The 26,597-nt window shown below is 43.8% G+C and carries 20 protein-coding genes; 10 read left to right on the top strand and 10 right to left on the bottom strand.

Going from position 1 to position 26,597, the window contains the following annotated elements; genetic code table 11:
- Window positions 1-33: 33 nt before the first annotated feature.
- The 4 genes from IDJ75_RS07320 to IDJ75_RS07305 all read left to right on the top strand — a co-directional run bounded on the left by IDJ75_RS07320 (window position 34) and on the right by IDJ75_RS07305 (window position 4,537).
- Entirely contained in the window at window positions 34-645 is a 612-nt protein-coding gene (locus IDJ75_RS07320; protein WP_191174983.1) for a superoxide dismutase, read from the top strand.
- Window positions 646-836: 191 nt separating this feature from the next.
- The gene (locus IDJ75_RS07315) at window positions 837-1,832 is read left to right on the top strand and encodes a zinc-binding dehydrogenase (RefSeq protein WP_191174982.1); all 996 of its coding nucleotides are present in this window, start codon (window positions 837-839) and stop codon (window positions 1,830-1,832) included.
- 231 nt (window positions 1,833-2,063) lie between these two features.
- A complete protein-coding gene (locus tag IDJ75_RS07310; protein ID WP_191174981.1) occupies window positions 2,064-3,512 on the top strand; it encodes an amino acid permease in 1,449 nt (482 codons plus the stop codon).
- 8 nt (window positions 3,513-3,520) lie between these two features.
- Window positions 3,521-4,537 carry a ferredoxin--NADP reductase gene (locus IDJ75_RS07305; protein WP_191174980.1) on the top strand — a complete coding sequence of 339 codons (1,017 nt, stop codon included), beginning with the start codon at window positions 3,521-3,523 and terminating at the stop codon, window positions 4,535-4,537.
- Between the two features lie 249 nt (window positions 4,538-4,786).
- Here IDJ75_RS07305 and IDJ75_RS07300 read toward each other — a convergent pair whose 3' ends face one another.
- Both IDJ75_RS07300 and IDJ75_RS07295 read right to left on the bottom strand, forming a co-directional pair.
- On the bottom strand, window positions 4,787-5,971 hold the full coding sequence (locus tag IDJ75_RS07300; RefSeq protein WP_191174979.1) for a PepSY-associated TM helix domain-containing protein: 1,185 nt from the start codon (window positions 5,969-5,971) through the stop codon (window positions 4,787-4,789).
- Window positions 5,972-5,973: 2 nt separating this feature from the next.
- Window positions 5,974-8,370 carry a TonB-dependent receptor gene (locus IDJ75_RS07295; RefSeq protein ID WP_191174978.1) on the bottom strand — a complete coding sequence of 799 codons (2,397 nt, stop codon included), beginning with the start codon at window positions 8,368-8,370 and terminating at the stop codon, window positions 5,974-5,976.
- 128 nt (window positions 8,371-8,498) lie between these two features.
- Here IDJ75_RS07295 and IDJ75_RS07290 point away from each other — a divergent pair, with 128 nt between their 5' ends.
- Window positions 8,499-9,023 carry a 5' nucleotidase, NT5C type gene (locus IDJ75_RS07290; protein WP_191174977.1) on the top strand — a complete coding sequence of 175 codons (525 nt, stop codon included), beginning with the start codon at window positions 8,499-8,501 and terminating at the stop codon, window positions 9,021-9,023.
- A gap of 5 nt (window positions 9,024-9,028) precedes the next feature.
- On the opposite strand, the gene ruvC is transcribed toward IDJ75_RS07290, so the two are convergent.
- Genes ruvC through IDJ75_RS07270 form a run of 4 tightly spaced genes read right to left on the bottom strand, consistent with a single transcriptional unit; the run spans window position 9,029 to window position 14,205 of the window.
- Complete coding sequence (ruvC, locus tag IDJ75_RS07285; protein ID WP_191174976.1) at window positions 9,029-9,625, bottom strand: crossover junction endodeoxyribonuclease RuvC; 597 nt, start codon at window positions 9,623-9,625, stop codon at window positions 9,029-9,031.
- 19 nt (window positions 9,626-9,644) lie between these two features.
- Complete coding sequence (gene aat / locus IDJ75_RS07280; protein ID WP_191174975.1) at window positions 9,645-10,283, bottom strand: leucyl/phenylalanyl-tRNA--protein transferase; 639 nt, start codon at window positions 10,281-10,283, stop codon at window positions 9,645-9,647.
- A gap of 10 nt (window positions 10,284-10,293) precedes the next feature.
- Complete coding sequence (locus IDJ75_RS07275; protein WP_191174974.1) at window positions 10,294-12,228, bottom strand: DUF3857 domain-containing transglutaminase family protein; 1,935 nt, start codon at window positions 12,226-12,228, stop codon at window positions 10,294-10,296.
- 6 nt (window positions 12,229-12,234) lie between these two features.
- The gene (locus tag IDJ75_RS07270) at window positions 12,235-14,205 is read right to left on the bottom strand and encodes a DUF3857 domain-containing protein (protein ID WP_191174973.1); all 1,971 of its coding nucleotides are present in this window, start codon (window positions 14,203-14,205) and stop codon (window positions 12,235-12,237) included.
- A 101-nt stretch (window positions 14,206-14,306) separates the two neighbouring features.
- On the opposite strand from IDJ75_RS07270, the gene IDJ75_RS07265 reads away from it, so the two are divergent.
- From IDJ75_RS07265 to IDJ75_RS07250, 4 genes are all read left to right on the top strand, one after another.
- Entirely contained in the window at window positions 14,307-15,701 is a 1,395-nt protein-coding gene (locus IDJ75_RS07265; protein ID WP_224746530.1) for a DUF1800 domain-containing protein, read from the top strand.
- A gap of 11 nt (window positions 15,702-15,712) precedes the next feature.
- Window positions 15,713-16,912 carry a DUF1501 domain-containing protein gene (locus IDJ75_RS07260; protein WP_191174972.1) on the top strand — a complete coding sequence of 400 codons (1,200 nt, stop codon included), beginning with the start codon at window positions 15,713-15,715 and terminating at the stop codon, window positions 16,910-16,912.
- Window positions 16,913-17,026: 114 nt separating this feature from the next.
- The gene (locus IDJ75_RS07255) at window positions 17,027-18,880 is read left to right on the top strand and encodes a sensor histidine kinase (RefSeq protein WP_191174971.1); all 1,854 of its coding nucleotides are present in this window, start codon (window positions 17,027-17,029) and stop codon (window positions 18,878-18,880) included.
- 73 nt (window positions 18,881-18,953) lie between these two features.
- A complete protein-coding gene (locus IDJ75_RS07250) occupies window positions 18,954-20,300 on the top strand; it encodes an APC family permease (RefSeq protein WP_191174970.1) in 1,347 nt (448 codons plus the stop codon).
- A gap of 137 nt (window positions 20,301-20,437) precedes the next feature.
- Here the strand turns inward: IDJ75_RS07250 and IDJ75_RS21315 are convergent, their stop codons facing one another.
- The gene (locus IDJ75_RS21315) at window positions 20,438-20,563 is read right to left on the bottom strand and encodes a hypothetical protein (protein WP_262892097.1); all 126 of its coding nucleotides are present in this window, start codon (window positions 20,561-20,563) and stop codon (window positions 20,438-20,440) included.
- Window positions 20,564-20,596: 33 nt separating this feature from the next.
- A complete protein-coding gene (gene hisS / locus IDJ75_RS07240; RefSeq protein WP_191174969.1) occupies window positions 20,597-21,970 on the bottom strand; it encodes a histidine--tRNA ligase in 1,374 nt (457 codons plus the stop codon).
- A 352-nt stretch (window positions 21,971-22,322) separates the two neighbouring features.
- Between hisS and IDJ75_RS07235 the strand changes: the two genes are divergently transcribed.
- Window positions 22,323-24,092 (top strand): hypothetical protein, encoded by a 1,770-nt coding sequence (locus IDJ75_RS07235; RefSeq protein WP_191174968.1) that lies wholly within the window; start codon window positions 22,323-22,325, stop codon window positions 24,090-24,092.
- A gap of 281 nt (window positions 24,093-24,373) precedes the next feature.
- Here the strand turns inward: IDJ75_RS07235 and IDJ75_RS07230 are convergent, their stop codons facing one another.
- The gene (locus IDJ75_RS07230; protein WP_191174967.1) at window positions 24,374-25,054 is read right to left on the bottom strand and encodes an OmpA family protein; all 681 of its coding nucleotides are present in this window, start codon (window positions 25,052-25,054) and stop codon (window positions 24,374-24,376) included.
- A gap of 206 nt (window positions 25,055-25,260) precedes the next feature.
- Window positions 25,261-26,595: a sensor histidine kinase gene (locus IDJ75_RS07225; protein ID WP_191174966.1), complete on the bottom strand. Its 1,335-nt coding sequence runs from the start codon at window positions 26,593-26,595 to the stop codon at window positions 25,261-25,263.
- Window positions 26,596-26,597 lie beyond the last annotated feature (2 nt).

Raw genomic sequence — 26,597 nt, 5'->3', positions numbered from 1 at the left:
CACGAAACAGTTTAACCTTAAATTTTAAATATTATGGCATTTACACTACCGGCGTTATCTTACGCTACCGATGCTCTGGAACCACACATTGATAAACTTACGATGGAAATTCACCATGGTAAGCACCACCAGGCTTATGTTACCAATCTTAACAAAGCTTTAGAGGGTAAACCGGAGGCTGATGGTAAAATTGAAGACATCATCAAAAATATCTCTAAATTCCCGGCTGCTGTACGTAACAACGGCGGTGGGCACTATAACCACTCATTATTCTGGACGCTGTTATCACCAAACGGTGGCGGCGAGCCTACAGGCGCGCTGGCCGATGCTATCAAAAGCACTTTCGGTTCGTTCGCCGATTTTAAAACCAAAGTATCTGAAGCCGGTGCAACCCGCTTTGGATCGGGCTGGGCATGGCTTATTGTTACTGCCGATAAAAAACTGGCTGTTACATCAACCCCAAACCAGGATAACCCTTTAATGGATATTGCCGAAGTAAAAGGCACCCCGGTTTTAGGTATTGATGTGTGGGAGCACGCTTATTACTTAAAATACCAGAACCGCCGCCCTGATTACCTGGCTGCTATCTGGAATGTTATCAACTGGAACCACGTTTCAGAATTGTATACAAAAGCTATCGCTTAATTTAAGCAGGCATTATATATTTAAAAAGCGGCAGGTGATTATCTGCCGCTTTTTTTATTTTTACAGTTACCAATTACTACCACGTCATTACGAGGTGCGAAGCAATCTTCGATAGAAAAGCAGGCTACATGCCATGTCGAAGATTGCCACGCTATCGCTCTTAATGACGCGGTGATTAAAAGTATCGCCACATGAAAGCCATCGTCCTTGAATCCGCAGAAAACCCTTTGGTTGTAAAAGAAGTTGCCAAACCTGCACCCGGCCCGGGAGAGGTACTGGTGCAAATAAAGGCCGCAGCCCTAAACCGCCGCGACTGGTGGATAACACAGGGTAAGTATGCCGGCATTAAATACCCAACCATACTTGGTGCCGATGGCGCAGGTATAGTTACCGAAGCGGGCGAAGGCGCGGGCGACTGGCTCAACAAAGAGGTGATCATTAACCCATCGCATAACTGGGGCGAACACCCGGAGTTTCAATCAAAAGAGTTTAAAATATTGGGCCTGCCCGAGGATGGCACTATGGCCGAATACGTACTGGTAAAAGCCGAATATCTTTACCCTAAACCAGCCCATTTAAATTGGGAGCAGGCAGCGGCTTTGCCTTTGGCAGGGCTTACCGCATACCGGGCATTGTTCACCAAAGCACATATCAAAAAAGGCGATAAGGTTTTGGTGGTAGGCGTTGGCGCGGGTACAGGATCGTTCACCTTACAGTTTGCAGTAGCAGCCGGGGCACAGGTTTTTGTAACCTCGGGCACGGGCGAAAAGATAGACCGGGCCAAACAGCTTGGCGCGTGCGCAGGTGTAAACTACAAAGCACAGGATTGGGCGCAGGAACTGAAGCACTTTAGCGGCGGTGGGTTTGATATTGTGGTAGATAGTGCCCTTGGGCCTGATTTTGCGAAGATCCCGGATATTTGTAACCCGGGTGGCTGTATTGTATTTTTTGGCGGCACAGCAGGTAATATCCCCGAGCTAAACGCAAGGCCTATCTTTTGGAAACAACTGCAAATATTAGGTACCACCATGGGCACGCAGGACGATTTTAAAGCGATGCTTGCCTTTGTGAACCAACATAAAATAGTACCGGTGGTGGATGAAGTTTTCCCGCTGGCGGATGCTAAAAAAGCCTTTGATAAAATGGGGGCTGCAAAGCAGTTTGGGAAGATTGTGATAGCGATGTAGATTAAATCTTTTGTAATCGCTCGGCTCCTGCCGAGTGATGATTATGATAAGGCCTCCGGCCGCCAAATTAATTTATGACTGCGGCGAGGACGCCGTGTAATAACGGTCACCCGGCGGGAGCCGAGCGACGGCAATGGTAGATAGTCATAAAACCCTCACGTTTATCCCTTGCAATCAGTATTCATTAGGCTTTCAAAAATAATCCACTAATTTTGTAGGCTTAATTGTAGTATGATCAAAAAACCTATCGAGCTATTGCTCCGGGAATCGAAAGAGGAGGGGGAACACTCGTTAAAACGTTCGCTTGGCCCGGTTAACCTTATCCTCATCGGGATAGGCATTATTATAGGCGCGGGCTTATTCTCGTTAACCGGCATCGCCGCAGGCCAGCATTCGGGCCCGGCAGTAACCATATCATTTTTAATAGCCGCTTTGGGCTGTACATTCGCAGCCTTGTGTTATGCCGAGTATTCGGCCATGATACCGGTAGCGGGTAGCGCCTACACCTATTCGTACGCTACCATGGGCGAGCTTTTTGCCTGGATAATAGGGTGGGACCTGATGCTGGAATATGCCGTTGGGGCAGCCACGGTAGCCATTAGCTGGTCGCAATATTTGACCAAGTTCCTTTCCTGGTTTGATCTGTACCTGCCTCCGCAGCTTATCCTGTCACCGTTTGAAACCTCAAAAGCAGCCAATGGCGATGTGGTGCGCGGCATCATTAACCTGCCTGCGGCTTTAATTGTGGTGCTGGTTACCAGCGTTATCATCAGGGGTACAAAAGGCTCGGCGCTCATTAATGCTATTATCGTAAGTTTAAAGGTTGGCGTGGTACTGGTGTTCATTGCGGTGGGCTGGTCGTTCATCAACCCGGCAAACTATCATCCCTACATTCCGCAAAATACAGGTGTTTGGGGCGATTATGGCTGGTCGGGCATACTGCGAGGTGCCGGGTTGGTTTTCTTCGTTTTCATCGGATTTGATGCCGTATCAACCGCTGCGCAGGAGGCTAAGAATCCGCAGCGCAATATGCCTATCGGTATTATTGGCTCGCTGGTGGTATGTACCATCCTGTTTGTGATATTCGCGCATGTAATGACCGGGATGGCTAATTATAAAGAGTTTATCGGTTCGGGCGCACCGGTTGCCATCGCTATAGAAAAAACACATTACCAGTGGTTAAGCAAAGCCATTGTACTGGCCATATTGATAGGGTATACCTCGGTTATACTGGTTGATCTGCTGGGGCAATCGCGGGTATTTTTCTCCATGTCTAAAGACGGGCTGCTGCCAAAAGTATTTTCTGAAGTGCACAGCAAGTTCCGCACACCGTGGAAATCAAACATCCTGCTTTGCGCGTTCATCGCTATATTCGCGGCATTTGTACCCATAAAGGTAGTAGGCGAAATGACCAGCATTGGCACCCTGCTTGCCTTTGTAATGGTATGCGCAGGCGTACTTATTTTACGCAAACAGCAGCCTGATGTACACCGGCCGTTTAAAACGCCGTTTGTGCCTTTGGTGCCTGTTTTAGGGATCTTAACCTGCTTTGCCATGATGACATTTTTGCCCGGTGATACCTGGCTAAGGTTGTTAATTTGGTTGGCGATAGGCTTGGCTATCTATTTCACCTATGGTAAAAAGAACAGTGTATTAAGAAAAAGCATGGCTAAAGAGTAAATTTGCACATGCTTCAATTACGTGTTGACGGAATAAAATGGGAAACGCCCGATACGGCTACTTTTTACCTGGTAGAAGTTTTGCTGCGGCCTGTTCCGTATAAGGCCGGGCAGTTCATCACACTGGTGTTTAACCATCATAACCAGGAGATAAGGCGTTCCTATTCGTTAAGCTCGTCGCCGGATGATGAGCGCATGGCTATTACTATTAAGCGGATCAGCAATGGCGAGATCTCGCGTTTCCTGCTTACTAAAGTGAACGTAGGCGATGTGCTGAATGCTGTTGAACCGGCAGGTGTGTTTATACATAACGATGATTTTGCAGCCGAAAAAGACCTGTTGTTTTTTGCAGCGGGGAGTGGCATTACACCTATATTCTCGCAACTCAAATATATTTTAAATCGGCCGGGAGCAAGCAAATTGCATTTGATATACAGCAGCCAGAACCCCGATTCGATATTGTTTAATAATGAACTGAATGAGCTACTCGAAAGCTATCCCGACAGGTTTACTATTACGCACCTGCTAAGTAGTGAGGCCAACAGGCTAACCAATATCAAAGTAGAACAATTGGTGAACGGGCAACTATCATTCGCCAAAGATAAAGCCGGGTTTTACCTGTGCGGCCCTTTTGTGTATATGCGGATGATCAGGCTTACGCTGCTTTATATGGGGATTGATGCGCAACAGATCCACAAGGAAAATTTTGTGCTGGAAACCGTGCCTGTAACCGGCAACCAAACCAATTATCCGCCAAAAAATATCCGCATCAATTTCAACAGCGAGTTGCATGATATTGCGGCGGGCGAGAACCAATCTATCCTGCAGGCAGCTTTGCAAAATAATATACCATTACCTTACAGCTGCCGCAGTGGTATTTGCTCTGCCTGTGTGGCCTTTTGTAAAACCGGCAAGGTAGAGATGGCGAAGAATGAAGTACTGACTGATGATGACATTGCCAAAGGCTGGATCCTCACCTGTACCGGCCATGCTTTGACGGATGATGTGGAAGTGGAGTACAGATAGCAGTTTGTAGTTGGCGGTTTGCAGTTACACACTATGTCCTTTCGAACGAGGTACGAGGAGAAATCTTTTACACATGCAATGTGTACACCTTGCTTAACCGGATGCAAAGTGTAAAAGATTTCTCTTCGCGGCCAACGCTTTAAGCTCCCCCCAACTCATCGAAATGACAGTTTGGTAAAGCAAAACCACAAAGGCCACAAAGAATAAATCTCTGTGGCCTTTGTGGTTCTTTATTTGTGTTCTATGTGGTTAAAATGAGGAAGCCTGCACTGTTCGCCTGTGCGTTTTGTGATGTACTGCATCGCGCACTTTCTTACCTTTCGATTTTGATTTTTTGCGTTTGCCCAGCCAGATGATAAACCCGGTTATGGGTAAGCTGGCGCAAATTAAGCTGGCTAAAAACGCGATGATCTTGGTGGTTAAGCCACCTATCTGGCCCACATGGATATCATAGTTCATCTCATTCAGTTTCAGGCCGGGGCTCTTTTTATCGTAAGCGTATGTTTTAAGCAGTTTACCGTTGTACTTGTCAAATTCGTAACCACTGGCACCCGCATAACGCATAGATGTTGGATAAGCCCCAACACCAATAGCACCTGATAAAGCCGGATCGTTATGGATCAAAAACATTTCGGCCCCTGGGGATTGTTGCCTGGCGTAAGCAAATGCAATATCAACAACCGGCTTATTGGCAAGCCCGGCCCTTTTAAGTGAGTCGGACTTAGGCTCGGTTACTTCATCCTCATATTTAATATTCCTGCCAACATTTGCAGTATTGTAGATGGCTTTACTTACCGGCTCAAAAGCAATTGCCAGGCCGGTTATCGACAATATGATGGCAATGGATGTGGCATAAAAGCCAAGCACATTATGCAGGTCATAATTTATCCTGCGCCAGCGGCCCCCCCATTTGATGGTGAAACTGCGTTTGCGGTCGCTTTTGCGTTTAGGCCACCAAAGGATAAGTCCCGTTATCATGATCACCATAAAAATAATGACCGATACACCTACTACCCATTTACCAATGGCCGGTGGAAGCAACAGGTACAAGTGAATGTATTCTACAATGACGAAAAAGTTGGTTTGTAGCTTTTCATGATACGTGATTTTGCCTGTGTATGGGTTTAAATATACAAGCTCATATATATCCTTACCCAGGTTGGCATACACGGCGGCAGGTCTTTCCGCACCGTAGTAATAGATAAAATCGGACGATGCCCCGGGATAAGCTTTTTTAACCTCGTTTATTAGTTGCGATGGCTGTACGTATGGCTTACCCGTGTTTTGTACGGTGCGGTGATGGTGTATTGCATCCTGTATCTCATCCTGAAAACAAAAGATACAACCGGTTATACTTACAATAAACACCACAAGCCCGGAGATAAATCCGAGCCAGCGGTGGCAAAAAAGCAGTACTTTTTTAAATGGGGTCATACTTAAAATTTATAGCCTACGCTTACACGTACGGTGGTTGGTGCTTCGGCCTGCCAGGTGTAAACCGTTTTGCCGGTAGGGCTCAGGTAATCTTCATGACCGCCGGAGTACAGGTAGGTATTTAAAACGTTGTTTACATTTACCGCGAAGCTCATTTTCCTGAGCTGGTAAGATGCACCGGCATCTAAACGGAAATAGTTTGGCAGATCTGAAGTGCCGGTGCCAAGGCTCCACGGCAAACGGTCTATCTGCCATTGGTATCCGCTCGAAAAACCTAAGCCTTTTAATACGCCGCGTTGTATGCGGTAGGTTAACCATGCGTTGGTTACCTGCTTGGCAAAGCCCGGTACCGGGTTGCCTACGTTTGCAGGGTCGGTATCTTTAGATATTTTAGAATCTGTGTAAGCGTAATTGATCATTAAACTTAAACCGGTAATGATCTCGCCACGGGCGTCAAACTCAATACCCTGTGTTTTAGTTTGGCCTAATTGTACAACTTCGTTTGTGTTGCCCGGCACTCCAACTAACTGGTTATTTTTAAGTATCCTGTAAGCAGATAATGAAGTGCTCCATTTACCATCAAACCAATCGCGTTTAACGCCTAATTCGAAATTGTTACCTGTAATTGGTTTAACCTTACCACCGCCGGCAATATTTCCGTTTTGCGGTAAAAATGCCTGGTCATAAACACCATAAACGCTGGTTGCCGAATCAACAGAATAGCTTATACCGATACGTGGTGTTATTTTTTTATCGTTAGTGTTTTTAAAACCCTCAGCGGCGCTGGCGTCAAATGTGGTGGCATGTGTAAACCGGCCGCCAAGCGTTAAGCGCAGTTTGTCATTAAAAAAACCTAATTCGTCCTGTACATAAACAGACTGGTATTTTTCTGTGGTATACCAATCTTTGCCACGTTCGCTAAGCGGGGTATCTCTGTCAAATACAGGTAAGGTAACCGGGCCGTTATTAGGGTTATGAATATTAAACAGGTTAGCCGGGTCGGGGTCAAGTGAGCCTGATTGGATATAATCAGGGATATAGTATTTATCGCCAATATCTACACCACCCAAAATGCGGTGATTAACAGCACCGGTTTTTACCTCGCCGTTTACAAATGCCTGGGCAAATTTATTTTTGTTTACAGCATCCCATAAACCAAGGTTACGGTCAATATCCCCATTATCGGCAATGCTGTTTATCCAATAACTGTAACCCTTTTGTGCATAGTTAAAGTAAGCGCCCTGTGCGGTTACCTTCCATTTATTATTAAATTTATGTTCGTAAGTTAAAAATGCGCTGTGGTCTTTGATGTTGGTTGCCGGGGAATTTGATGGGGCATTGGTAAAGTTACGGGGCAAGCTTGCGTAACCATCGGTAGAGAATAAATACGCCGAACCAAAAGCATTCATGCGCTGAAATTGGTAGGTGTATTCGGCAGTTAAAGTGTTTTTATCATCAAATTTATAACGCAATACGGGGGCTATGGCAAGGCGGTTCGTAAAATCATAAGGGCGCCATGATTCCGACATCTGGCCCATAAGGTTTAAGCGGTATTGCAGTTTGCCGTTGCTGGTCAGTTTGCCGTCAAAATCGGCAGTGGCGCGGTAGTTGTTAAAGCTGCCGGCTGTAAAGCTAAATGCCTGGCTGGTTATACCTGTAGGCTTTTTAGTAACCATGTTATAAAAACCCGACGGGTTGCCGTTGGCCAGCATAAAACCTGCCGGGCCTTTTACAAATTCAATACGGTCAACAAACGACATGTCTTCTGTTAATGGCCCCCAGGTTGCCTCAATGTTCATCCCGTTACGGAAAGCCGCAAGCCTGTCGCCACGGCCATTAACACGGGCGTAGTTACCCCAGTGCTCCTGCATGGTTAAACCACTTACGTTGCGCGATACACCTTCAAGCATGTTAAATATCTGCTGCTCCTGTATCTGATCGTTACTTACTACCTGGATGTTTTGCGGAATTTGTAACAGCGGTTCATTTAAGCGCAGGGTAGGTGATGGGTTATCAATTTTAAACTTGCGCTTATTATCTGAGATGGTAACTTCTTTTAACTGGCTGGCATTTTCCCTTAAGCTAAAATCAACAACAGTAGTGCTGCCTGCAACAATGGTTATTGATTTTTCTTCACTTGCCAAACCTAATGCTGATACGTGGATAACGTAGGAACCCGGTTTTAATTTAAACTGAAAATCGCCATTAATATTGGTTATAGTGCCTATCGATGTGTTTTTAACTCCTACAGATACTGCTTGGGCGGGTTGCCCGTCTGATGTTTTTATGGTTCCCTTAACAATGGCATTTTGCTGAGCCAGTGTAATACTTGAAATTGTAAAGAATAGGAAAAACAGTAAAGCTGATTTTGATAAGAGGCAGGTATTCGTTATTTTCATTCTTATTAAGACTAATTATAAATAATGGCCAAAAGTACATTCTAATGACTTGCTATCCAAATTATTTAGAATAATTATAAATAAGTTACTGATTTAAAGACTTTATATTTGTGTATTGATGACACACTATGAAGAGAATAGCTATTGATATGGATGAAGTGATAGCCGACGCTAACCATCGTTTTGCAGAATGGTACAAGCGCGATCACAACATCGAATTTACCCCCGAAGAACTCAACGCTAAAAAATTTTCAGAACTACTGCCAGACGAACACAAGTACCTGATACAGGAATATGTATATCATGATGACTTTTTTAAAGACCTGCAGGTTATTCCTGGTTGCCAGGAAGTAATTAAAGACCTGTATGAAAAGTATGAGATATTTATCACCACTGCTGCTATGGAATTCCCTAATTCCCTGTTGCCTAAACTGGATTGGCTGGGTAAGCATTTTCCGTACATTTCGTGGAATAACATCGTTTTTTGCGGCGATAAAAGCATTATCAATGCCGATTACCTGATTGATGATAACGTAAAGCATTTTAAACGTTTTATTGGGCAGGGCATATTATTTACCGCCAGCCATAACCACGATGTGCAATGGGATGTACGCGTTAATAACTGGGCGGATGTGCGTAAAATGCTACTATAGCAATACTATTTTTTAGGAATGATACTTACCCTGGCGGCATTATCTTTTACAAATGCCTCCCAGCCCGAGTGGCTTTTTTTACTGGTGACCTTGCCCCCGCGTGCTACCTGTATTTTTTGAAATGAGTGGCACACGGCTACAGCCAGCCCGTCGGTAGCATCAAAAAAGTCGGGCGTTTCGGTGAATTTTAAAAGGGTTTGCAGCATGGCCGATACCTGCTCTTTGGTGGCGCTGCCATTACCGGTGATGGACTGTTTTATTTTACGGGGCGCATACTCGGTAATAGTTACATTGCGCGATAGGGCCGCGGCCATACAAACGCCCTGTGCGCGGCCAAGCTTTAGCATTACCTGTATGTTTTTGCCATAAAATGGTGCTTCAATAGCAAGGCAATCGGGTTTGTAGTTATCAATAAGGGCAACGGTTTTTTCAAAAATGCGCTGCAGTTTCAGCATGTGGTCGTCAATCTTATCCATCTTAACCACACCCAGGCTTATCAGTTCAATTTTAGGGCCTTTTTCCAATACAAGGCCGTAACCCATTACTGCTGTACCCGGGTCAATCCCTAAAATTATACGTTCTTTATGATTTGCCTGCTCCATCTGGTTACAAAACTAATGTTTAGGCAACGGTTTTATGCAGAACCGCGATATAATCTTCGCGGGGTATCATACGTGCACCCATGCTCTCCAGGTGTTCGGTATAAACCTGGCAATCTATCAGTTTATACTTACCGGTATTGCAAAGCCATATCAGCGCTGTTTTTGAGGCGTTACTTACCCGGCTAAACATGCTTTCGCCGCAAAATACATCGCCGGCATGTACGCCATAAAGCCCGCCAACCAGTTTGCCAGCAAGCCAAACCTCAACCGAATGGGCGTAGCCTTCGCGGTGTAATTTCGCATAAGCAGCCATCATATCAGCAGTTATCCAGGTGCCGTCCTGCCCTTCGCGTTTTGCAGATGAACAGGCAGCAACAACATCGCTAAAACAGGTATCGGTAGTAACAGTGAATTTGTTTGAACGTAAAACCTGCCTCATTGATTTTGATACTTTCAGCTCCGGCGGGTAAAGCACAAATCTTTCGTGCGGCGAATACCACAGGATAGGGTCATCATCACTGTACCATGGAAAAATGCCATTTTGATAGGCCAGCAGTAAGCGCTCAGTAGAAAGGTCGCCGCCTACTGCCAACAACCCGTCCTCTTCGGCAAGCGAAGGGTTGGGGAACAGTAAACGGTCATCAAGCCTGAAGATCATGCAGGCAAAATTAAGCCTTCTTGCGTATCACCAGCTTTTTATTTTGTGCTTTGGCAATGTTATCCATGTATTGCTGCATTTCGTTGTATTTGGCAGCGGGAATAACGTGGGTTGTTAGGTTAAATTTAGTGGTGCTTATCACCTGGTTTTTTACAGCGTCGTAAATGTATTTTACATCATAGCTGCCATAAGTAAAATTTAAATTTTGATTAACTGGCAGGGTTTCTACCTCAAAGCCGGCCGGCAGGTCAATAGTAGTTACACATGATTTTTGCATAGGGTGCGAAAAGTAAAAATCGTTTCTTCTTTTCTCCAAAACAGGCACGGTTGTTCCCCACAGATCGAACGCCCGGGGGCGGTAAAACATTTTGTTGCCTGCGGCTATGTCGCAAAACTTATCGTATTCAAGGTCGATGCCTATCTCTTTGGTGCCGTCTTTATCGGTAGCGGGTTTAATATCTATTATGGATGGTTGCTTCATGTTCAAAGCCCTTATGAGATACTCTTTCTGCTCATCTGTTTTTAAAGATGCCAGGCCAATATAATCATCGCGATAGCCGCCAGTGCTTAAAATCTTCACTTCGGCTTTAGCGCCACCTTCCGGGTTAAGAGCAAGGTGTACCTCGCTGTTAAACTGGTTGTCCTGCATAACGCTTTTTGGGGTATTTATCAGCACCCCGCCGTTTTCGGTAATAAGCAGGGCGTTGCGGTTTTCGGTAAACGATCCAAGCTTCCCAAATGGTTTGGTGTTGCTGGTACATTCCAGCCAGGTAGTATCGCCTTTAAAGGGGATACACAGTATAACATGGTTAAACGGATCTGACGGGAACGAGGCGTTAGCGGGTTCCTGGTTTTCGCCGGCGCGGATCATGGCATAGTATGACGGGATGTTCACTGCCTTTAATAAGGCCGACATATAATTAGATAAAGCCTTACAGTCACCATATTTTTTTTGATCAACAAAAGTAGCGGGGAAGGGTTTAAGGCCGCCAATACCCAGCTGTATGCTTACATAACGCATGTTTTGCTGCATGTAATTGTACAGGAACCGGGCCTTTTCCTTATCGGTTTTTAAATCGGCGGTCATAGCCTTTATCTCTTCAACACGCTGCGGAGTAAGTGTACAAACGTCGGCATTTAAGGCTTGCTGCCACTTGCCGTAACTTTGCCAGTTGCTTATATCGCCGGGCAGGCCATCAAACTGAAAATATTTGGTAGCAAAAGCAATATGGGGAAATACCTGCCAGTTAACCGCATCCTTTTCGGGTTTTATAGCTTTTAGGCTGCTAACTTTCCAAATGTATTTATCAAAACCGTCTTCGTATGTTTTTTGCGGTTTTATAGTGGTGTTTTTATTGAGATATCTAAAGCCGCTTTCGGGAGTTGTGCGTACAATGTATTCGGCATATTGCACTGCTTTTTCGGGTTCCAGGTATTGCCACTCGCCCAAATCAAGGTAGCTGTTCCTGCTGGTTTCGTAAGTAACCTCAATGGTGGCCGGGTATGACGCTACAGTGTGCGATAATGCAAGCAAGCGATAATCGGTTATGATAGACATGCCATCAATGGCGGCCCTGTCGTACATATCGCTTTTGTGGTATTTTTTTAATTGCATACCCGCAGCGTTATACGCCACTACCTCAACACTATTTACGGTATTGAATTTTTTGTCGTAATACAAGATCAACCGCGATTCATCATCCCCTTTTTCATTTAAAATGGTAATAATGCTGTGGTGTCTTGTAATAATTTTATCCTTGTCTTTGATGTATAATTCATCAGATGAATAGCGCACCACAGCGTTGGCCTTATCCTTTAAAGAATCGGGGATAGTAGCTGCAATATAAAGGTCTTTTGATAGTTTATCCTGTGCAATAACATAGCCGCTATTAAAAAACATGATAGTAGCCGCGCAAGCCAGTAGCTTAAGAATGTTGCGTTTCATTTTAGGTTAAGATTTTTTTAACACAACCTGTTCGTTAAGCATTTCATACATCTTTTTATAAAACTCACGGAAATCAGGGTAGCTATCTTTAGAATAAAGGGTGCTTTTATGGTCAATAACATAGCGTACCATTAAAGTACCGTTCTCTGCGGCCACATAGCGTTTAAAGGTAATGCTGCCATCGGGCATGGTCATGGTAGCGCTTTTTGGCAGCGCATCAATTTTATAATTTGCGGGTAATGTATAGGTGCCTATAATAGAATAGCTATTACGGTAACCAAATTCAATGTCTGTGCGCCTGTTTTCGCTTAAAAAGGGATTGGTGCGTAACGAACTAAATATATTGGGTACAAAATAGATGTAATTATCGTCAGAGCTGGTCAGGTCGAGGTTGAAATTAATGTTTTGCGTTAACGGTAAGGTATCAATTTCCATGTTATCAAACTTAAGCGATGTTACCTTCAGGTTATTGTTATTCTCCCTTAAATAGTCGGTATATTTTTGCTCGCCATCTGTTTTGTAGCGCGATAGGGTATGGATACGGTTATAGCCAAAGCTGCTTATTTGTGCCGTTCCGTCCATTTTTCCATCCGGTTTAACTTCGCCCCTTACAATTACTATCTGCCTAACGGGGTCCTTCCTTTCCAGGTAAACCATATCATACTGTTTCTTTTCCTTGTCAATATACAAAGCGTCAGAGTTCAGCAGGTTGTCGGGCAGTTCATTATAAATATTATACTTGTTTGTTGCATCAAGCACATAGTTGCGGGCACTATCTATTGGTATATAAACTACCGCCCTGTTAAACTGGTATAAAAAAGTATAGTAAGGTACTACCTTGCCATGTTCGCGCGTGCTTACTACCATTGGGTAGGCTTTAACGCCCGCCTGTTTTAATAAATGGTATAATATCAGGTTAACTTCGGCCGAGTTGCCGGTTTTCTTTTCCCAGGCTTTTGAAGTACCGTCATTGGTGTACCAGCGGTCAACGCCATCCCATTTCATGGTGTTTTTTACTTCGGCAAAAATGTATTGTATCTTTTGGTCATCGGTTTTAAGTGCTTTGGCTTTTGCAATGATGGCTTCCTCGCCGGTTAGTTTTCTTTTTAGCTGCAGCCCAAAATCCTCATCATCGGCCAGGATGCCCCCAACCTTTGCCCAGGTATCAGAAAAACTTTTGATGATACCTATGGTTGGCCTGATAGAGGTTAACTGATATATAATAGACTGCAAATTATCAGTAGTAGCAGTCATGTAGGGCTCATCCGTTAGTGATGGTACATTTGCCATCCCCCTTGTGTTTCTTTCAAGGGTGTAAGGTGTCATGTTGGTGCCTGCGCCCATACTACGGCCTTCGTCTTTGCGTGTGTTTACAATTAATGGCTGTACTATATTTGCTTTTTGCTTAAAGTACAAAAAGTCGGGAATAGAGGTGGTAAGCTCGCTGTAACGGGTTGGCAGTTTGTCCTGAAAGTACCAATCGGGGAAATTGCTCAGCGAGTTGGTGTTCCAAATATATTTGTATTCAATTATAGACCCCTCTTTTACATTGGGCATACTAAAAACAAGGGCCGAGCGCATTTTATCAATACGTTCTGTAAACACCAGTTTTTTATCAAGCTTGGTTATTTCGGGCTTGCCGTTAACCAGGTTAATGGTTTGTGCCTGTAACCCGGTAATATATTCCACGTGGTTGCCGCTGTAATATTCAATGCGGATATTCGCGTTATCTTTCCCATTGGTATTATATATTTTTATTCTTTTATGCCTTTCCATCCCAAGGTCAAGGTTGGCATCATAATATATCTCAGCTTTATCAAAAAGTATCTCAGCGTTAGCATCTTTCTCAAAATCGCAGCTTTTTGATTCAAGGTCGGCAGCATCAACTTTACCGAAGGGTTGGGTAAGGGGTTTTGTTTGCGCATTAGCTAATGAAATGCTAAGGCACAATACAAGGGCAGTAAAAATCTTATTCATTTAAATTAAGGTTAGGCGATACGAATATAACACTTGTTTGAATGATTTTAATAGTGAATTAAAAAAATTGCCGTTAGGGATTAAACCACTCCCGGGCATGGTTGTCATATACTACAATGGATGGCATGAAAAAAATAGCGCATTTGTTTGCAAGGGCGGGTTTTGGGCTACGCTTTGCAGACCTGCAACAAATGCAGCACCTCAGTGTAAAACAAACTACCGACCAGCTTTTTAAAGCTTCCGAAGAGATAAAACAGCTTAATGTGGTGGCCACTAACAGTAGCTATAAAGATGCTGATGATGCATTAACCAAAAAGATGTTTTTGCAGCAACAACGCCAACTGGAGAAAGATCTGAACATTGCCTGGTTAACTCAAATGAGCAGCGGCGATAGCCAGTTAAGGGAGAAGATGACCCTTTTTTGGCATAATCATTTTGCCTGCCGTACACAAAACCCCTGGTATGCCCAGCAGTTGAATAATATACACAGGGAGCATGCTCTTGGTAATTTCCGCACAATGTTATTGCAGGTTTCGCAAACCCCGGCCATGCTGCAATTTTTAAATAATCAACAAAATAAAAAGGGCCACCCTAATGAGAACTTCGCCCGCGAGTTGATGGAGCTCTTTACCATTGGTCGTGGCAATTATACCGAGCAGGATATTAAAGAATCGGCGAGGGCTTTTACCGGCTGGGGGTTTAACAATAATGGCGAATTTGCTGAACGTAAGTTTTTGCATGATGCCGGGCCAAAAACTTTTATGGGTAAATCCGGGAACTTTACCGGCGCTGATATTATTGATACCCTGCTGCAAAAAAAAGAAACGGCAAATTTTATTTGTATCAAGCTGTATAAATACCTGGTTAATGATATCCCCGACGCTAAGCATATTAACACCATGGCCGATGTGTTTTACAATAGCAACTATGAGATAACCCCGGTATTGAAATTGATTTTTACTGCCGACTGGTTTTATGCGGATAAGAATATAGGAAACCTAATTAAATCGCCTGTTGATTTTATTGTGGGGCTTAGCAGGCAGTTTTATGTTGATTATAAAAACCCGGATGTATTGCTGCAGTTTCAGCGCACTTTGGGGCAGGTGCTGTTTAATCCTCCAAATGTTGCCGGTTGGCCCGGTGGTAAAAGCTGGATAGACAGTTCATCGCTTATGTACAGGATAAAGATACCATCAACGGTTTTAAATGATGGTATAATTGATTTTAAAGGCAAAACCGACCCGGAAGACGAAGCGGTACTGGCTGCTATGCCAACCACTAATGTACGTAAGGATGTAAATACGCCGGTGCAAAGCCAGCCCAATTGGGATAGGTTTTTAGCGGCTATACCACCAGGTACTTCTAAAACAGCAATAGCACGTTTATTATTGGCTACACCGTTAAGTAATAACTTAATACAAATGGTTAACAGGGCCATCAGTATAAAGGCGCTGGCTATTGAACTGGTTTCGACACCCGAGTATCAACTATGTTAATTGGATAAGTGATGAAGAGAAGAGATTTTTTAAAAAGCACAACACTGGCATCGGGCGCGTTTTTAATACCATCGTTTTTAAAACCGCTGGAAGCTATGGCATCTGCCGATATGACGGGCTATAAAAACCTGGTGATCATACAGCTATCAGGCGGTAACGATGGGCTGAATACCATTGTGCCTTATGGCAACGATATCTATTACCAGAAACGTAACACCATCGCCATAAAAAAACCGGAGGTAGTTACGCTAAACGATATGCAGGGACTAAACCCCAACCTATCTGCATTAAAAGAGATTTACGACCAGGGCTGGATGAGTGTGATCAATTCTGTAGGATATCCTAATCCCGACAGGTCGCATTTCCGGTCGATGGATATATGGCAAACCGGCAGCGAAGCCAATCAGTTTTTAACTACCGGCTGGATAGGCAGGTACCTGGATGCCAATTGCGCTGTTAATAAAAACCCATACACCGCTGTTGAGGTTGATGATACCTTATCCCTTGCCATGAAGGGGGCTAAAATGAAAGGAATTGCCGTACAAAACCCGGCCAAACTATACCAAAGCACCCGCGAGCCTTTTTTTAAAGAGCTTGTTGATGAACACGACAGCGCACATCTGAATGAGGATAATTTAGGTTACTTATATAAAACCATGATAGAAACCTATTCATCGGCCAATTATATACAGCAAACGTCAAAAACATATAATACTACTGCGCAATACCCGCAAACGGCGTTTGCCAAACAGCTAAAAAGCGTAGCAAAGTTTATAAATTCGGGGTTAAAAACAAGGGTTTACTATGTGTCGTTAAGCGGGTTTGATACCCATACCCAGCAACAAAACCAGCAAGGCCGCCAGCTTAAAATTTATGGTGATGCGGTAGCCGCCTTTGTAAAAGATCTTAAACAAGCGGGGAAACTTGATGATACCCTGGTAATGACCTTCTCTGAATTTGGCCGCCGTGTAGAGCAAAATGCCAGCGATGGCACTGACCATGGTACTGCAAACAACGTTATGATATTTGGTGGTAAGCTAAAAAAGGCGGGCATCTACAACAACGCACCAAACCTTGACCAATTGGATAATGACGACCTGAAGTATGAGATAGATTTCAGGGAGGTTTATGCCACACTGCTTGATAAATGGCTCAATGTAAATAACAGCCGGATATTAAACAGGGACTTTGCTGGGCTTAATTTTGTATAAGTATTAATAATAAGGCAGATGGGTAAAATTAGAAATGCCTATTAATCAAACTTATATCTTCTTAAATTGTCGTATATTGGGTTACCATTTAGCATTATCCAATATCCCTGATTGATGGAGAATATTTATAAGGTCATTCTTGAAGAAACCCTTGCGGGGTATTGGGATTGTTATTTGCGGGAAGATAGGGTGATATATAGCAGCGCCTTTAAAAATATATTTGGCTACGAAGAAGATGAACTGCCAAATACTACCGAAACATGGGCAAATCTGATAGTACCCGAAGACAGGCCCCGCATGGACGAATGTCTGAAACAGCATTATGAAAGCCATGGTGAAAAGCCTTTTAATATTGATGTAAGGTACACACATAAAAACGGCTCGATAATTTGGATAAACAGCACAGGCCGTGTAATTGAATGGGATAATGAGGAGCCGGTGCGTATGGTAGGCTGCCATATTGATATCAGCGATAAAAAACTCACCGAACAAACCCTTGAAATAAGCGAGGAAACATTCAGGAACGCTTTTGAGTACTCGCCTATCGGGATGGTGCTTGTATCGGTAGAAGGAAAGTTTTTAAAAGTAAACAAAAGCGTGTGCGATATGCTGGGTTATACAGCCGATGAACTGATAACAAAAACTTTTCAGCAAATAACGCACCCTGAAGACCTCGAGGCCGATCTTACCCTACTGCAAAAAACGCTGAACAAAGAGATAAACGGGTACCAGCTGGAAAAAAGGTATTTAAAAAAGGATGGAGGGGTTATTTGGTCATTGTTAAACGTAGGTATTGTACGCGACAAGGCTGAAGTTCCCCTGTATTTTGTTTCGCAGCTAAAAGATATTACCGGGCGTAAACAGGCCGAAGCAAAATTAAAAGAAAGCGAGCGAAGGTGGATCTTTGCTTCTGAAGGGTCGGGTGGTGGCATTTGGGACCTTGACCTGGTTAATAATACTGTTTTCCACTCTAAACAATGCCTGAGTATGATAGGCCTTGAGGAAAATGAGTTTAGCAACATCCCTGGGCAATGGACAAATAGGGTGCACCCTGATGACCGGGATAAATATGTGGCGGATGTTAGGGCCTATATAAACGGCGAGTCGGATTTTTACTCGAACCAGCACCGGGTTATGTGTAAAGACGGCACCTACAAATGGGTGCTTGACAGGGGCAAGGTTATTGAATATGATGCAAATAACCGGCCTGCGCGTATCATTGGCACCCACACAGATATTACGGAGCAAAAAGAGCAGGAACAGCGCCTGCGCGAAACATTAGAGGTAATAAGCGGGCAAAATAACCGCTTGCTTAATTTTGCCTACATCGTATCGCACAACCTGCGCACCCACGCCAGCAATTTTAAAATGCTGATGGATGTACTAACTGACCCGGTTACAAACGAAACGGAAAAGCAGGAACTATCTACTCATCTGGCAAAAGTTTCTGAACAGTTGAACGAAACTATCACCAATCTTAACGAAGTTGTATCTATACAAACCAATCTTAATATCCAAACGGCCAGGGTTAACCTGCTTAACTATTTTAACCGCGCTATAGCGTTATTGGCAAATGATATTAAAGCGTGGGATGTAGATATTGAAAACCTCATCCCTGCCGAATGTTCCCTCATTCACAGCCCCGCCTATTTAGAAAGTATCATCTTTAATTTAATAAGCAACGCTATAAAATATCGCACTGCAATTGCCCGCCCTAAAATAACCCTGAGCTATTTTAAAGATGCTGATGAGAGGGAGGGGTTTATAGTTGCTGATAACGGCATCGGCATCGATCTGCAAAAGCATGGCACCGACCTTTTTGGCATGTATAAAACTTTTAACGGTAACCGCGATGCCAAAGGCATAGGCCTTTTTATCACCAAAAACCAGATAGAGGCTCTTGGGGGTAAAATTGAGGTTGAAAGCCAGTTAGGCAAAGGCACAACTTTTAAAGTGTATTTAACGTAAGTGTTATATGGTTGTTAACCCATACTATAAGGGAAAATAGATCTTTAAGTGTTTAATAAACTACTGATATCAAATGGCTAAAACCGATAAAAAGAGTGAAGTAAAATTAAAAAAGGTTTTAGGTATCGTATTCGGGGTATCAATAGTTGTGGGTAGTACTATTGGCACCGGTATTTTGCGCGCCCCGGCCAGCATTGCCGTGCTTTTGCCCAATAAAATACTTATACTTAGCTGCTGGCTTTTAGCAGGGCTTTATATCATATTATGCGCAAGCTCATATGCCGAACTAACCGCTATGATGCCAAAGGCGGGCGGGGCATTTAATTATATTAAAAAAGCTTTTGGTACATATATTGGATTTGCCGCCGGCTGGTTTGATTTTATATTGAATGTAAGCGCACCCGCATTTTTCTGCATTGTTTTAGGCGAATATACCACCTTGCTTTTCCCGCAATTACAGGGGTATGACAAGGCCGTTGGTATAGGGTACTTAACCGTATTTACATTGCTTAACCTGCCCGGCATAAAAACAAGCAGTGCCACGCAAAAAATCACAAGTATTTTAAAGGTTATTTTACTTTTAGTTTTGGTTGCGGGTTGTTTTTTGGCAAACCCCCAGCAATCATCGGGCTTATTGGTTCCGCAAACTATTGTATTTAACGGAGCGCTGATAATTTCCTTTTTTAAAGCCATGCAACTAATTTTAGGTACTTACGATGGCTGGATGGCCGTTTCCTTTTTTGCAGAAGAAGATGAGAACCCCGGCAAAAATATAGCCCGGTCTTATTTTATTGGTGCTATTACTATCATTACCCTTTACCTGTTAATTAACGGGGCCATTTTATATGTACTTCCGCTTAGTTCAATCGCTAAATCGCCTTTGGCTGCTTCTGCGGCCGCCGCGGTTGCCTTTGGCAGCTGGAGTTCTGTCATCATCAATATAATAGCAATTTTTTCTGTCATCAGCATATTAAATGCGTACATGCTGATACCCTCACGGATACTTTTTGGCTTAAGCCGCGAAGGCTTTTTTATAAAGCAGGGTGCCTTATTAAACAAGGGGGGGACCCCATACGTTTCTTTGCTGGTTTGTTATGTATTAACGCTTGTTTTTATACAGTACAATACTTTTGAGCAAATCTTCTCCCTTGCAGCGGTAATGTTAACCGTTGTTACCGCTTTTTCTTTTGCATCATTATTAATACTGAGGAAAAAGGAACCTGATCTTCATCGCCCGTATAAAGCATGGGGCTATCCTTACTTAACTATTCTGGCGCTTACGGTTAGCCTGGTGTTGTTTGTTGGCTTTGCCATAAGCGATACCAGGAGCTTTATATTTGTTGTGGCCCTTTTCCTGATATCGTATCCCCTTTATAGGTTGGTAACCAGGATAAATGGCAGCGTAATTAAATATCGATAAATTACTGTATGCTATCCGGGGTAAAGTCATTGCCTGTTTAAATGGTTACCACCAGGCCGTAGTCCGCCAGGTACGCCAATGTTCCATTGTTCGGCAATGTCCTGATAAGCTGCAGTCTTCTCTATGAAGATGTAGTTTTATGACACCTTGCCTTCTTCCAGCAAAATTGTTTTTGCCGGGAGTTCCAACCGTTTTTGGAACGGCAGGTACTTGTCCCAAAAGGAGTTGAGCTGCGGGAACTTGTTTCTGAAATGGAAGATCATAATCTCATCAGTTGTATGTTCCTGCAGTTAATGCTATTTGCTAAGCTTGCTCAGAATGTCATCTGCCGATAGTTTCTCCTGTTCGCCGCTTTCCATGTTTTTGAAGGTAAGCAGGCCGCTTTGCATCTCGTCGCTGCCAATTAAAACGGTGTAGGGGATCTGCTTGTTATTGGCATACTCCATTTGCTTTTTAATTTTAGCGCCTGCGGGGTAAAGCTCGGCATTAATGTTTTGGCCGCGCAGGTTTTGCAACAGGGGCAGGCCATATTTTTCGCCCTGCTCATCAAAGCAGCAAATAAGCACCTGCGTACTTTGCTCTGCCGATTGCGGGAACAGGTTCAGCTCTTCCAGTACATCGTAGATACGGTCGGCTCCAAAAGAGATACCCGCACCGGTAAGTCCTTTAAGGCCGAACATGCCGGTCAGGTCGTCATAACGGCCACCACCGCCAATGCTGCCCATGGCAACTTCGTTGGTTTTTACTTCGAAGATAGCGCCGGTGTAGTAGTTTAAGCCGCGTGCCAGGGTGATGTCAAGCTCCAGCTTGGCGGTTAACGGTTTACAGGCGGACACGTAATTAAATACGGTTTCTATTTCTTCGCAACCTTTTAAGCCGATCTCTGAATTTTTTAAAGCTGCGCGAAGGCTGGCCAGCTTTTCATCATTAGTGCCTTCCAGCAAAATGATGGGTTTGATATGATCGATATCCGCCTGGGTAAAGCCACGCTCAAGCAGTTCTTTTACTACGCCGTCAAAGCCTATCTTATCCAGTTTGTCGATAGCCACAGTCATGTCAATAATGCTATCGTTTTTATCTATCACTTGCGCAATTCCCGATAGTATTTTTCTATTGTTTATTTTAATGCTGAAATCCTTTAATCCAAGCAGGCTTAAAGCTTCATCATAGATCATGATAAACTCCGCCTCGTTCAGTAACGATGCCGAGCCAACTACGTCAGCATCACACTGATAAAACTCGCGGTAACGGCCTTTTTGCGGCCTGTCGGCTCGCCATACCGGTTGCACCTGGAAGCGTTTAAAAGGGAAAGTGATCTCGTTTTGGTGTTGTACAACATAGCGTGCGAAAGGCACGGTAAGGTCATAACGGAGGGCTTTTTCGGAGATAGATGCAGTTGCCTGGTTTGAGTTGCGCGCGGCTAATGCCTGCTCATCTGCCTTGGCTAAAAAATCGCCACTGTTTAAAATCTTAAATATCAGCTTATCACCTTCATCGCCATATTTGCCGGTAAGAGTGCTCAGGTTTTCCATCGATGGGGTTTCTATCTGCTGGTAACCGTATTTCCTGAATACGCCTTTAATAGTATCAAAAATAAAGTTACGCTTTGCCATTTCGGCGGGAGAGAAATCGCGGGTGCCCTTTGGTACAGATGGTTTGATGGATGCCATGCGGCAAAGGTACAAAAAAGCACAGAAGCTTAAAGGGGCGCTTTGCAAGTCAACTCAACCCAGTCATTGACTTATATAAGTGTCAGTCTGAGCTTGTCGAAGACCTAGACGCCTTGTTAATGGTTCGACAAGCTCACCATGACAGCGCTGGATGGGCTCATCGCAGGATCCATTATGCGTGGCAGGAAAAAGACGTTTTTACCCCCGGCTAATAAGACGTTTTGAGGGTATTCCTGTTAGTTGTGTTTTTTATATTTACGTGCTGGTTATCAGTAATTTATAGCATTGTTGAAATTGCAGGCTATAAACTTTGAAAGCCAGCCGTAAAACCTTTAACCAAATCACACTCAACATGAAAAAACAAGTATTGATAACAGCATTGCTTTGCCTGCTGGTTGTTGTATTATGGCGCTGCAGCGCACCAAAAACAGAAGCTGCAAAATCATCCGTAACCAAAAACCTGCTGCCCGATGATGTAAACCCCGTTTGCACCATTTCCGATTCGGAATTTGCCGGCTGGTTTGCCGATGGCAAAGTATCTGTTAACGGATTGGTTACGCCGGCAAACAGCGTAGATTTTTCTGTAAAAAATGGCAACTGCGATTTTTATGATTGGTCTGAACATATGTTGCTTTGGCTTACCTCGCCTGTAAAACAGGGCGGGTCTGTACTGGAGTCGTCATTGTTTTATGATGTTTCGGCCAGTATTGATGGGAAGCGTAAACTTGAGCCGCACGATGTAAAAAGGGTTTTAAATATGACTAACAACATCAATAAAACCGGCCCTAACGGTTTACCTGTAATGGAGGACAGCACCGGCAGATTGCTGGAGATAGAAAATGCCGGCCCTGAAGAAAATACACCCGCCTTAGTAAAGAGTGATAAAAATAGCTCGCAGGAAGTGGCCAGTGTTCAACAGGATGCCAAAGGGACACTTCATTTTAAAGACAGTAAAAATAATGAGATAGCCCATCCAAAAGCGCTTATCCGCCATGCAGTTAAAGAGAACTTTGTGGAACGTTTTAAAGTGGGCAATCATTTTGTGTTCCTTGACTCGAAAGGCAAGCTTACACAATCAGAAGTGGGCCAGGCTACCGGCCACGTGCTGATGTCTAAACAAGGTTCGCTGGTTTACTACCTGTCATCGGTAAATGACGTGTATGCTTATTATATGACCGGCGTTAAAAATGGCGTGCTTAATGGCAACCACTTCCCTGTAAACGCCGCCGAACGGGACAGTATTACGGCCTACGCACGTAAAACAGGGCACACGCTGCCCGATTCTAATGCGCTGGCGCTGGAAATTAAAACATCATGGGTGGAAGCCGGTTCTTTGCCTGATGCTGCTCAATACTTCCAGGTAAAAGCTACCATCCCGGTTTACGATACCACCAGCAATACCAAATGGACGCCAAAGGGGCAAAAAACTGTTATGATGGCGATGGTGGGTATGCACATCGTAGGTAGTGTTGCCGGCCACGCGGAGATGATCTGGGCCACTTATGAGCATAACGGCATCACACCAAACGCCGCTTATGAGTATATTACTAAAGATGGTAAAACAGCCACGCAACCTGCCGATACCGGCACCGGATGGGTGTTTTCAAGTAATGCGTCTGCTACAACTGTAAACGTTCCGCACATGGGTAACCGCGATGCGCAACGTAAAACGGTGCCTTACATCACTGCCGAAACCGGCCAAACTATCAGCGCAAGTAACACGCAGCGCGTTTTTGCATGGGGTGCTTTCGGGATAGCTAATCCGAGGTCTAAATTTGCGGCGGCCTCTAACAGCGAATTGATATCAATCAACAAAACAATCGCAACCCTACTTTCGCCGGGTGATGTGCGGGCAAATTACCTGCTGATAGGCGCTACCTGGACAGAAAAAGGTGCGGCACCCAACGGAAAAAGCTACAGCGCCGAATTTTCTGCACCAGGATCAGCAGTGGGCACCAACGTTTTGGCCAATAGCACCATGGAAACCTATTTCCAAACATCCAGCAAATCGTGCTTTACCTGCCACAGCAATAGTACAACGCCGGGGGTATTACCTACAGATCTGAGCCACTTCTTTAAGTCGCTGCAACCGATGATAGCTGCAAAAGCAATAAGTAAATGATAGTAAAGGCTTCTTTGCCCTTATGTTGTGCCTCTTTCAATAGGGTAAAAAATGTCTTTGTGCGATTGACTCACCCAGTCGTTGCTACGCTCGACCACCCTCTCTCCGCAAGTGGAAAGAGGGTTAAAACTGTATGTGTTTTCTCACCTTCTTTGCGCAGCAGAGAGGGTCGACCAGCGAAGCATAGTCGGGGTGAGTGATAACGAAATATTATTAAAATAGCAAAGCCCTTGCTATGCACAGCAAGGGCTTTCTTGATTAACTATTAACTGATCTTAAAATTAGTTGGTTGCTTGTTTAGCCTGGTTTTTCATGGCCTCATTTGCCACTATCACAATTTCAACCCTGCGGTTTTGGCTGCGGCCTTCAACGGTATTGTTATCTGCAATTGGCTCGCTTTCGCCTTTACCACTTGTGCTTAAGCGGGAGTTGGCCACATTATTTGCAGAGATATATGCTTTTACAGATTCGGCCCTGCGTACAGAAAGGTTTTGGTTATACTCATCAGTACCGGTGTTGTCTGTATGGCCCACAATTAGGATGTTTGTTTGTGGGTTGTTTTGTAATGATGTGGCCAGGTTAGCCAGGTTTGTACGTGCAGCTGGTTTTAAATCTGATGAGTTGGTATCGAACAAGATACCTGAATCAAATTTAACCAATATGCCCTCACCTTCGCGGGTTACGGTTGCGCCCGGTACGGTTTGTTTAATTTCGGCAGCCTGCCTGTCCATGTTACGGCCAATAAATGCACCGGCTGTACCACCAACGGCGCCACCAATAATTGCTCCTAATGCAGTGTTCCCTGCTGCCTTACCAATAAATGCACCTATGGTACCACCGGCACCTGCGCCTATGGCCGCGCCTTTTTGGGTTTTGGTTAATGAATCGCAGCCAGAGCCTAATATACCTAATGAGGCTAATGCAATGCTATACGTAGCAATTTTTATTTTTAGTGTTTTCATTTTTAAATTGGTGTGTGTAATTAATTGATTATTTGCAAAGCGAATGCCAAAGACCAAAACTATATATTATTGAAATATTACGGATATTTTGAAAATAAATCCATACTATAACAACATATTTTTAAGATTTGAGAAAATAACGGTGTGTTAACAATAATACGCTAAATAATAAGCTATGCAATGCTGCCTTTTATTTAGTACAATAATTATAGTATGGGCGCATTGCCGGTAAGTTTTATGGGGAAAGTTAAGGTAAATGTACTGCCCACCCCTTTCTCAGAAACGACATCTATACCTATTTGGTGAAAACCCGCTATAGATTTTACAATAGGCAGGCCCAGACCGAAGCTATCCTGTGAAAGTGATTGCTTCATTTTTTTAAAACGGTTAAATATATACGGCAATTCATCGGCTGCAATACCAATGCCGGTATCTGTTATTTTAATGGTGTAATTGTTTCTTACCCATTGCCCCGTAACGGTTATTTCGCCATCGGGGCGGTTGTATTTAATAGCGTTGTTTATTAAATTGAACAGCAGGTTAAACAACAGGAACTTGTTTACGCCAAGCAATTCTACATTATCTATAACCAGCATGGCCAGGCTAATGTTCCTATCCTGCAGGCGGATGGAGATCTCTTCGTAAACATCCTGCAGCAAATCGTTCACAGATATGATATCTTCCTTCAAAAACTGGTCGTTCTCTATCTGCGATATCAGCAGCAAGGTTTTGGTAATACTTTTTAAGCGGTTCAATATTTTTTGCATCTCCAGCAGGCGCACTTTTAGGTCGTCGGCAATATCATCCTGCTCAAACATGTTCTCAATTTTTGATTGCAGGATAGAGATGGGGGTCATTAGCTCATGCGATGCATTGGATATAAACTCCCTTTCTTTCTGGAAGGTAGTTTCAATAGTTTCCACCATTTTGTGGATGCTCATGTCAAGATGTTGAAAATCAGAGGTGCTGGTTTTAACCTCTTTATAAACAGTAACCTTGGGGAACTTGTTGCCAATAAGCTTTGTGCGGATAATGATGCTTAACGGGCGCAGGATGTAGTTAGAGTAGATCTGATCAGCCAGGATGGTGAGCAGTATCATCCCCAGTAATATCTGGAAAGCTATGTTTTGCAGCGGGCCGGTGGTTTCGCCTATGGTTTCGGTACTCTTGCCTATCTCAAGCAAATAATTTTTTTTACCGGCTTTAAAAGTGTGGCTTAATATGCGGTAAGCAATGGTATCGCGCTCCACAATGCGCCGCTCGTCCCTAATCGTATCTAAATCATAGTTTACTATCTCAAGGCTGATGAACTCTTCTTTCAACGGCAGGTAACTGCCATAGGTATCTCCGTCTTCTATGTAGTATTTAATGCCGTTATCCCTTACCTTTTGCAAAAACTTATCCTTTTGCTTTACCAGGCGGTTGTCGGTATAGTTTTTATTTATTTTTTCGATAATATTGGGCAGCAGCAGGATAAAAAGGGTTACAATAACCAGTTTTGATATGGCATTAAACAGTGTAAGTTTGGTTTGGAGTTTCAAAT

The sequence above is a fragment of the Mucilaginibacter rigui genome, assembly GCF_014773275.1.
Taxonomy (GTDB): Bacteria; Bacteroidota; Bacteroidia; order Sphingobacteriales; family Sphingobacteriaceae; genus Mucilaginibacter; species Mucilaginibacter rigui_A.
This window is presented reverse-complemented; position numbering and strand designations above follow the sequence as displayed.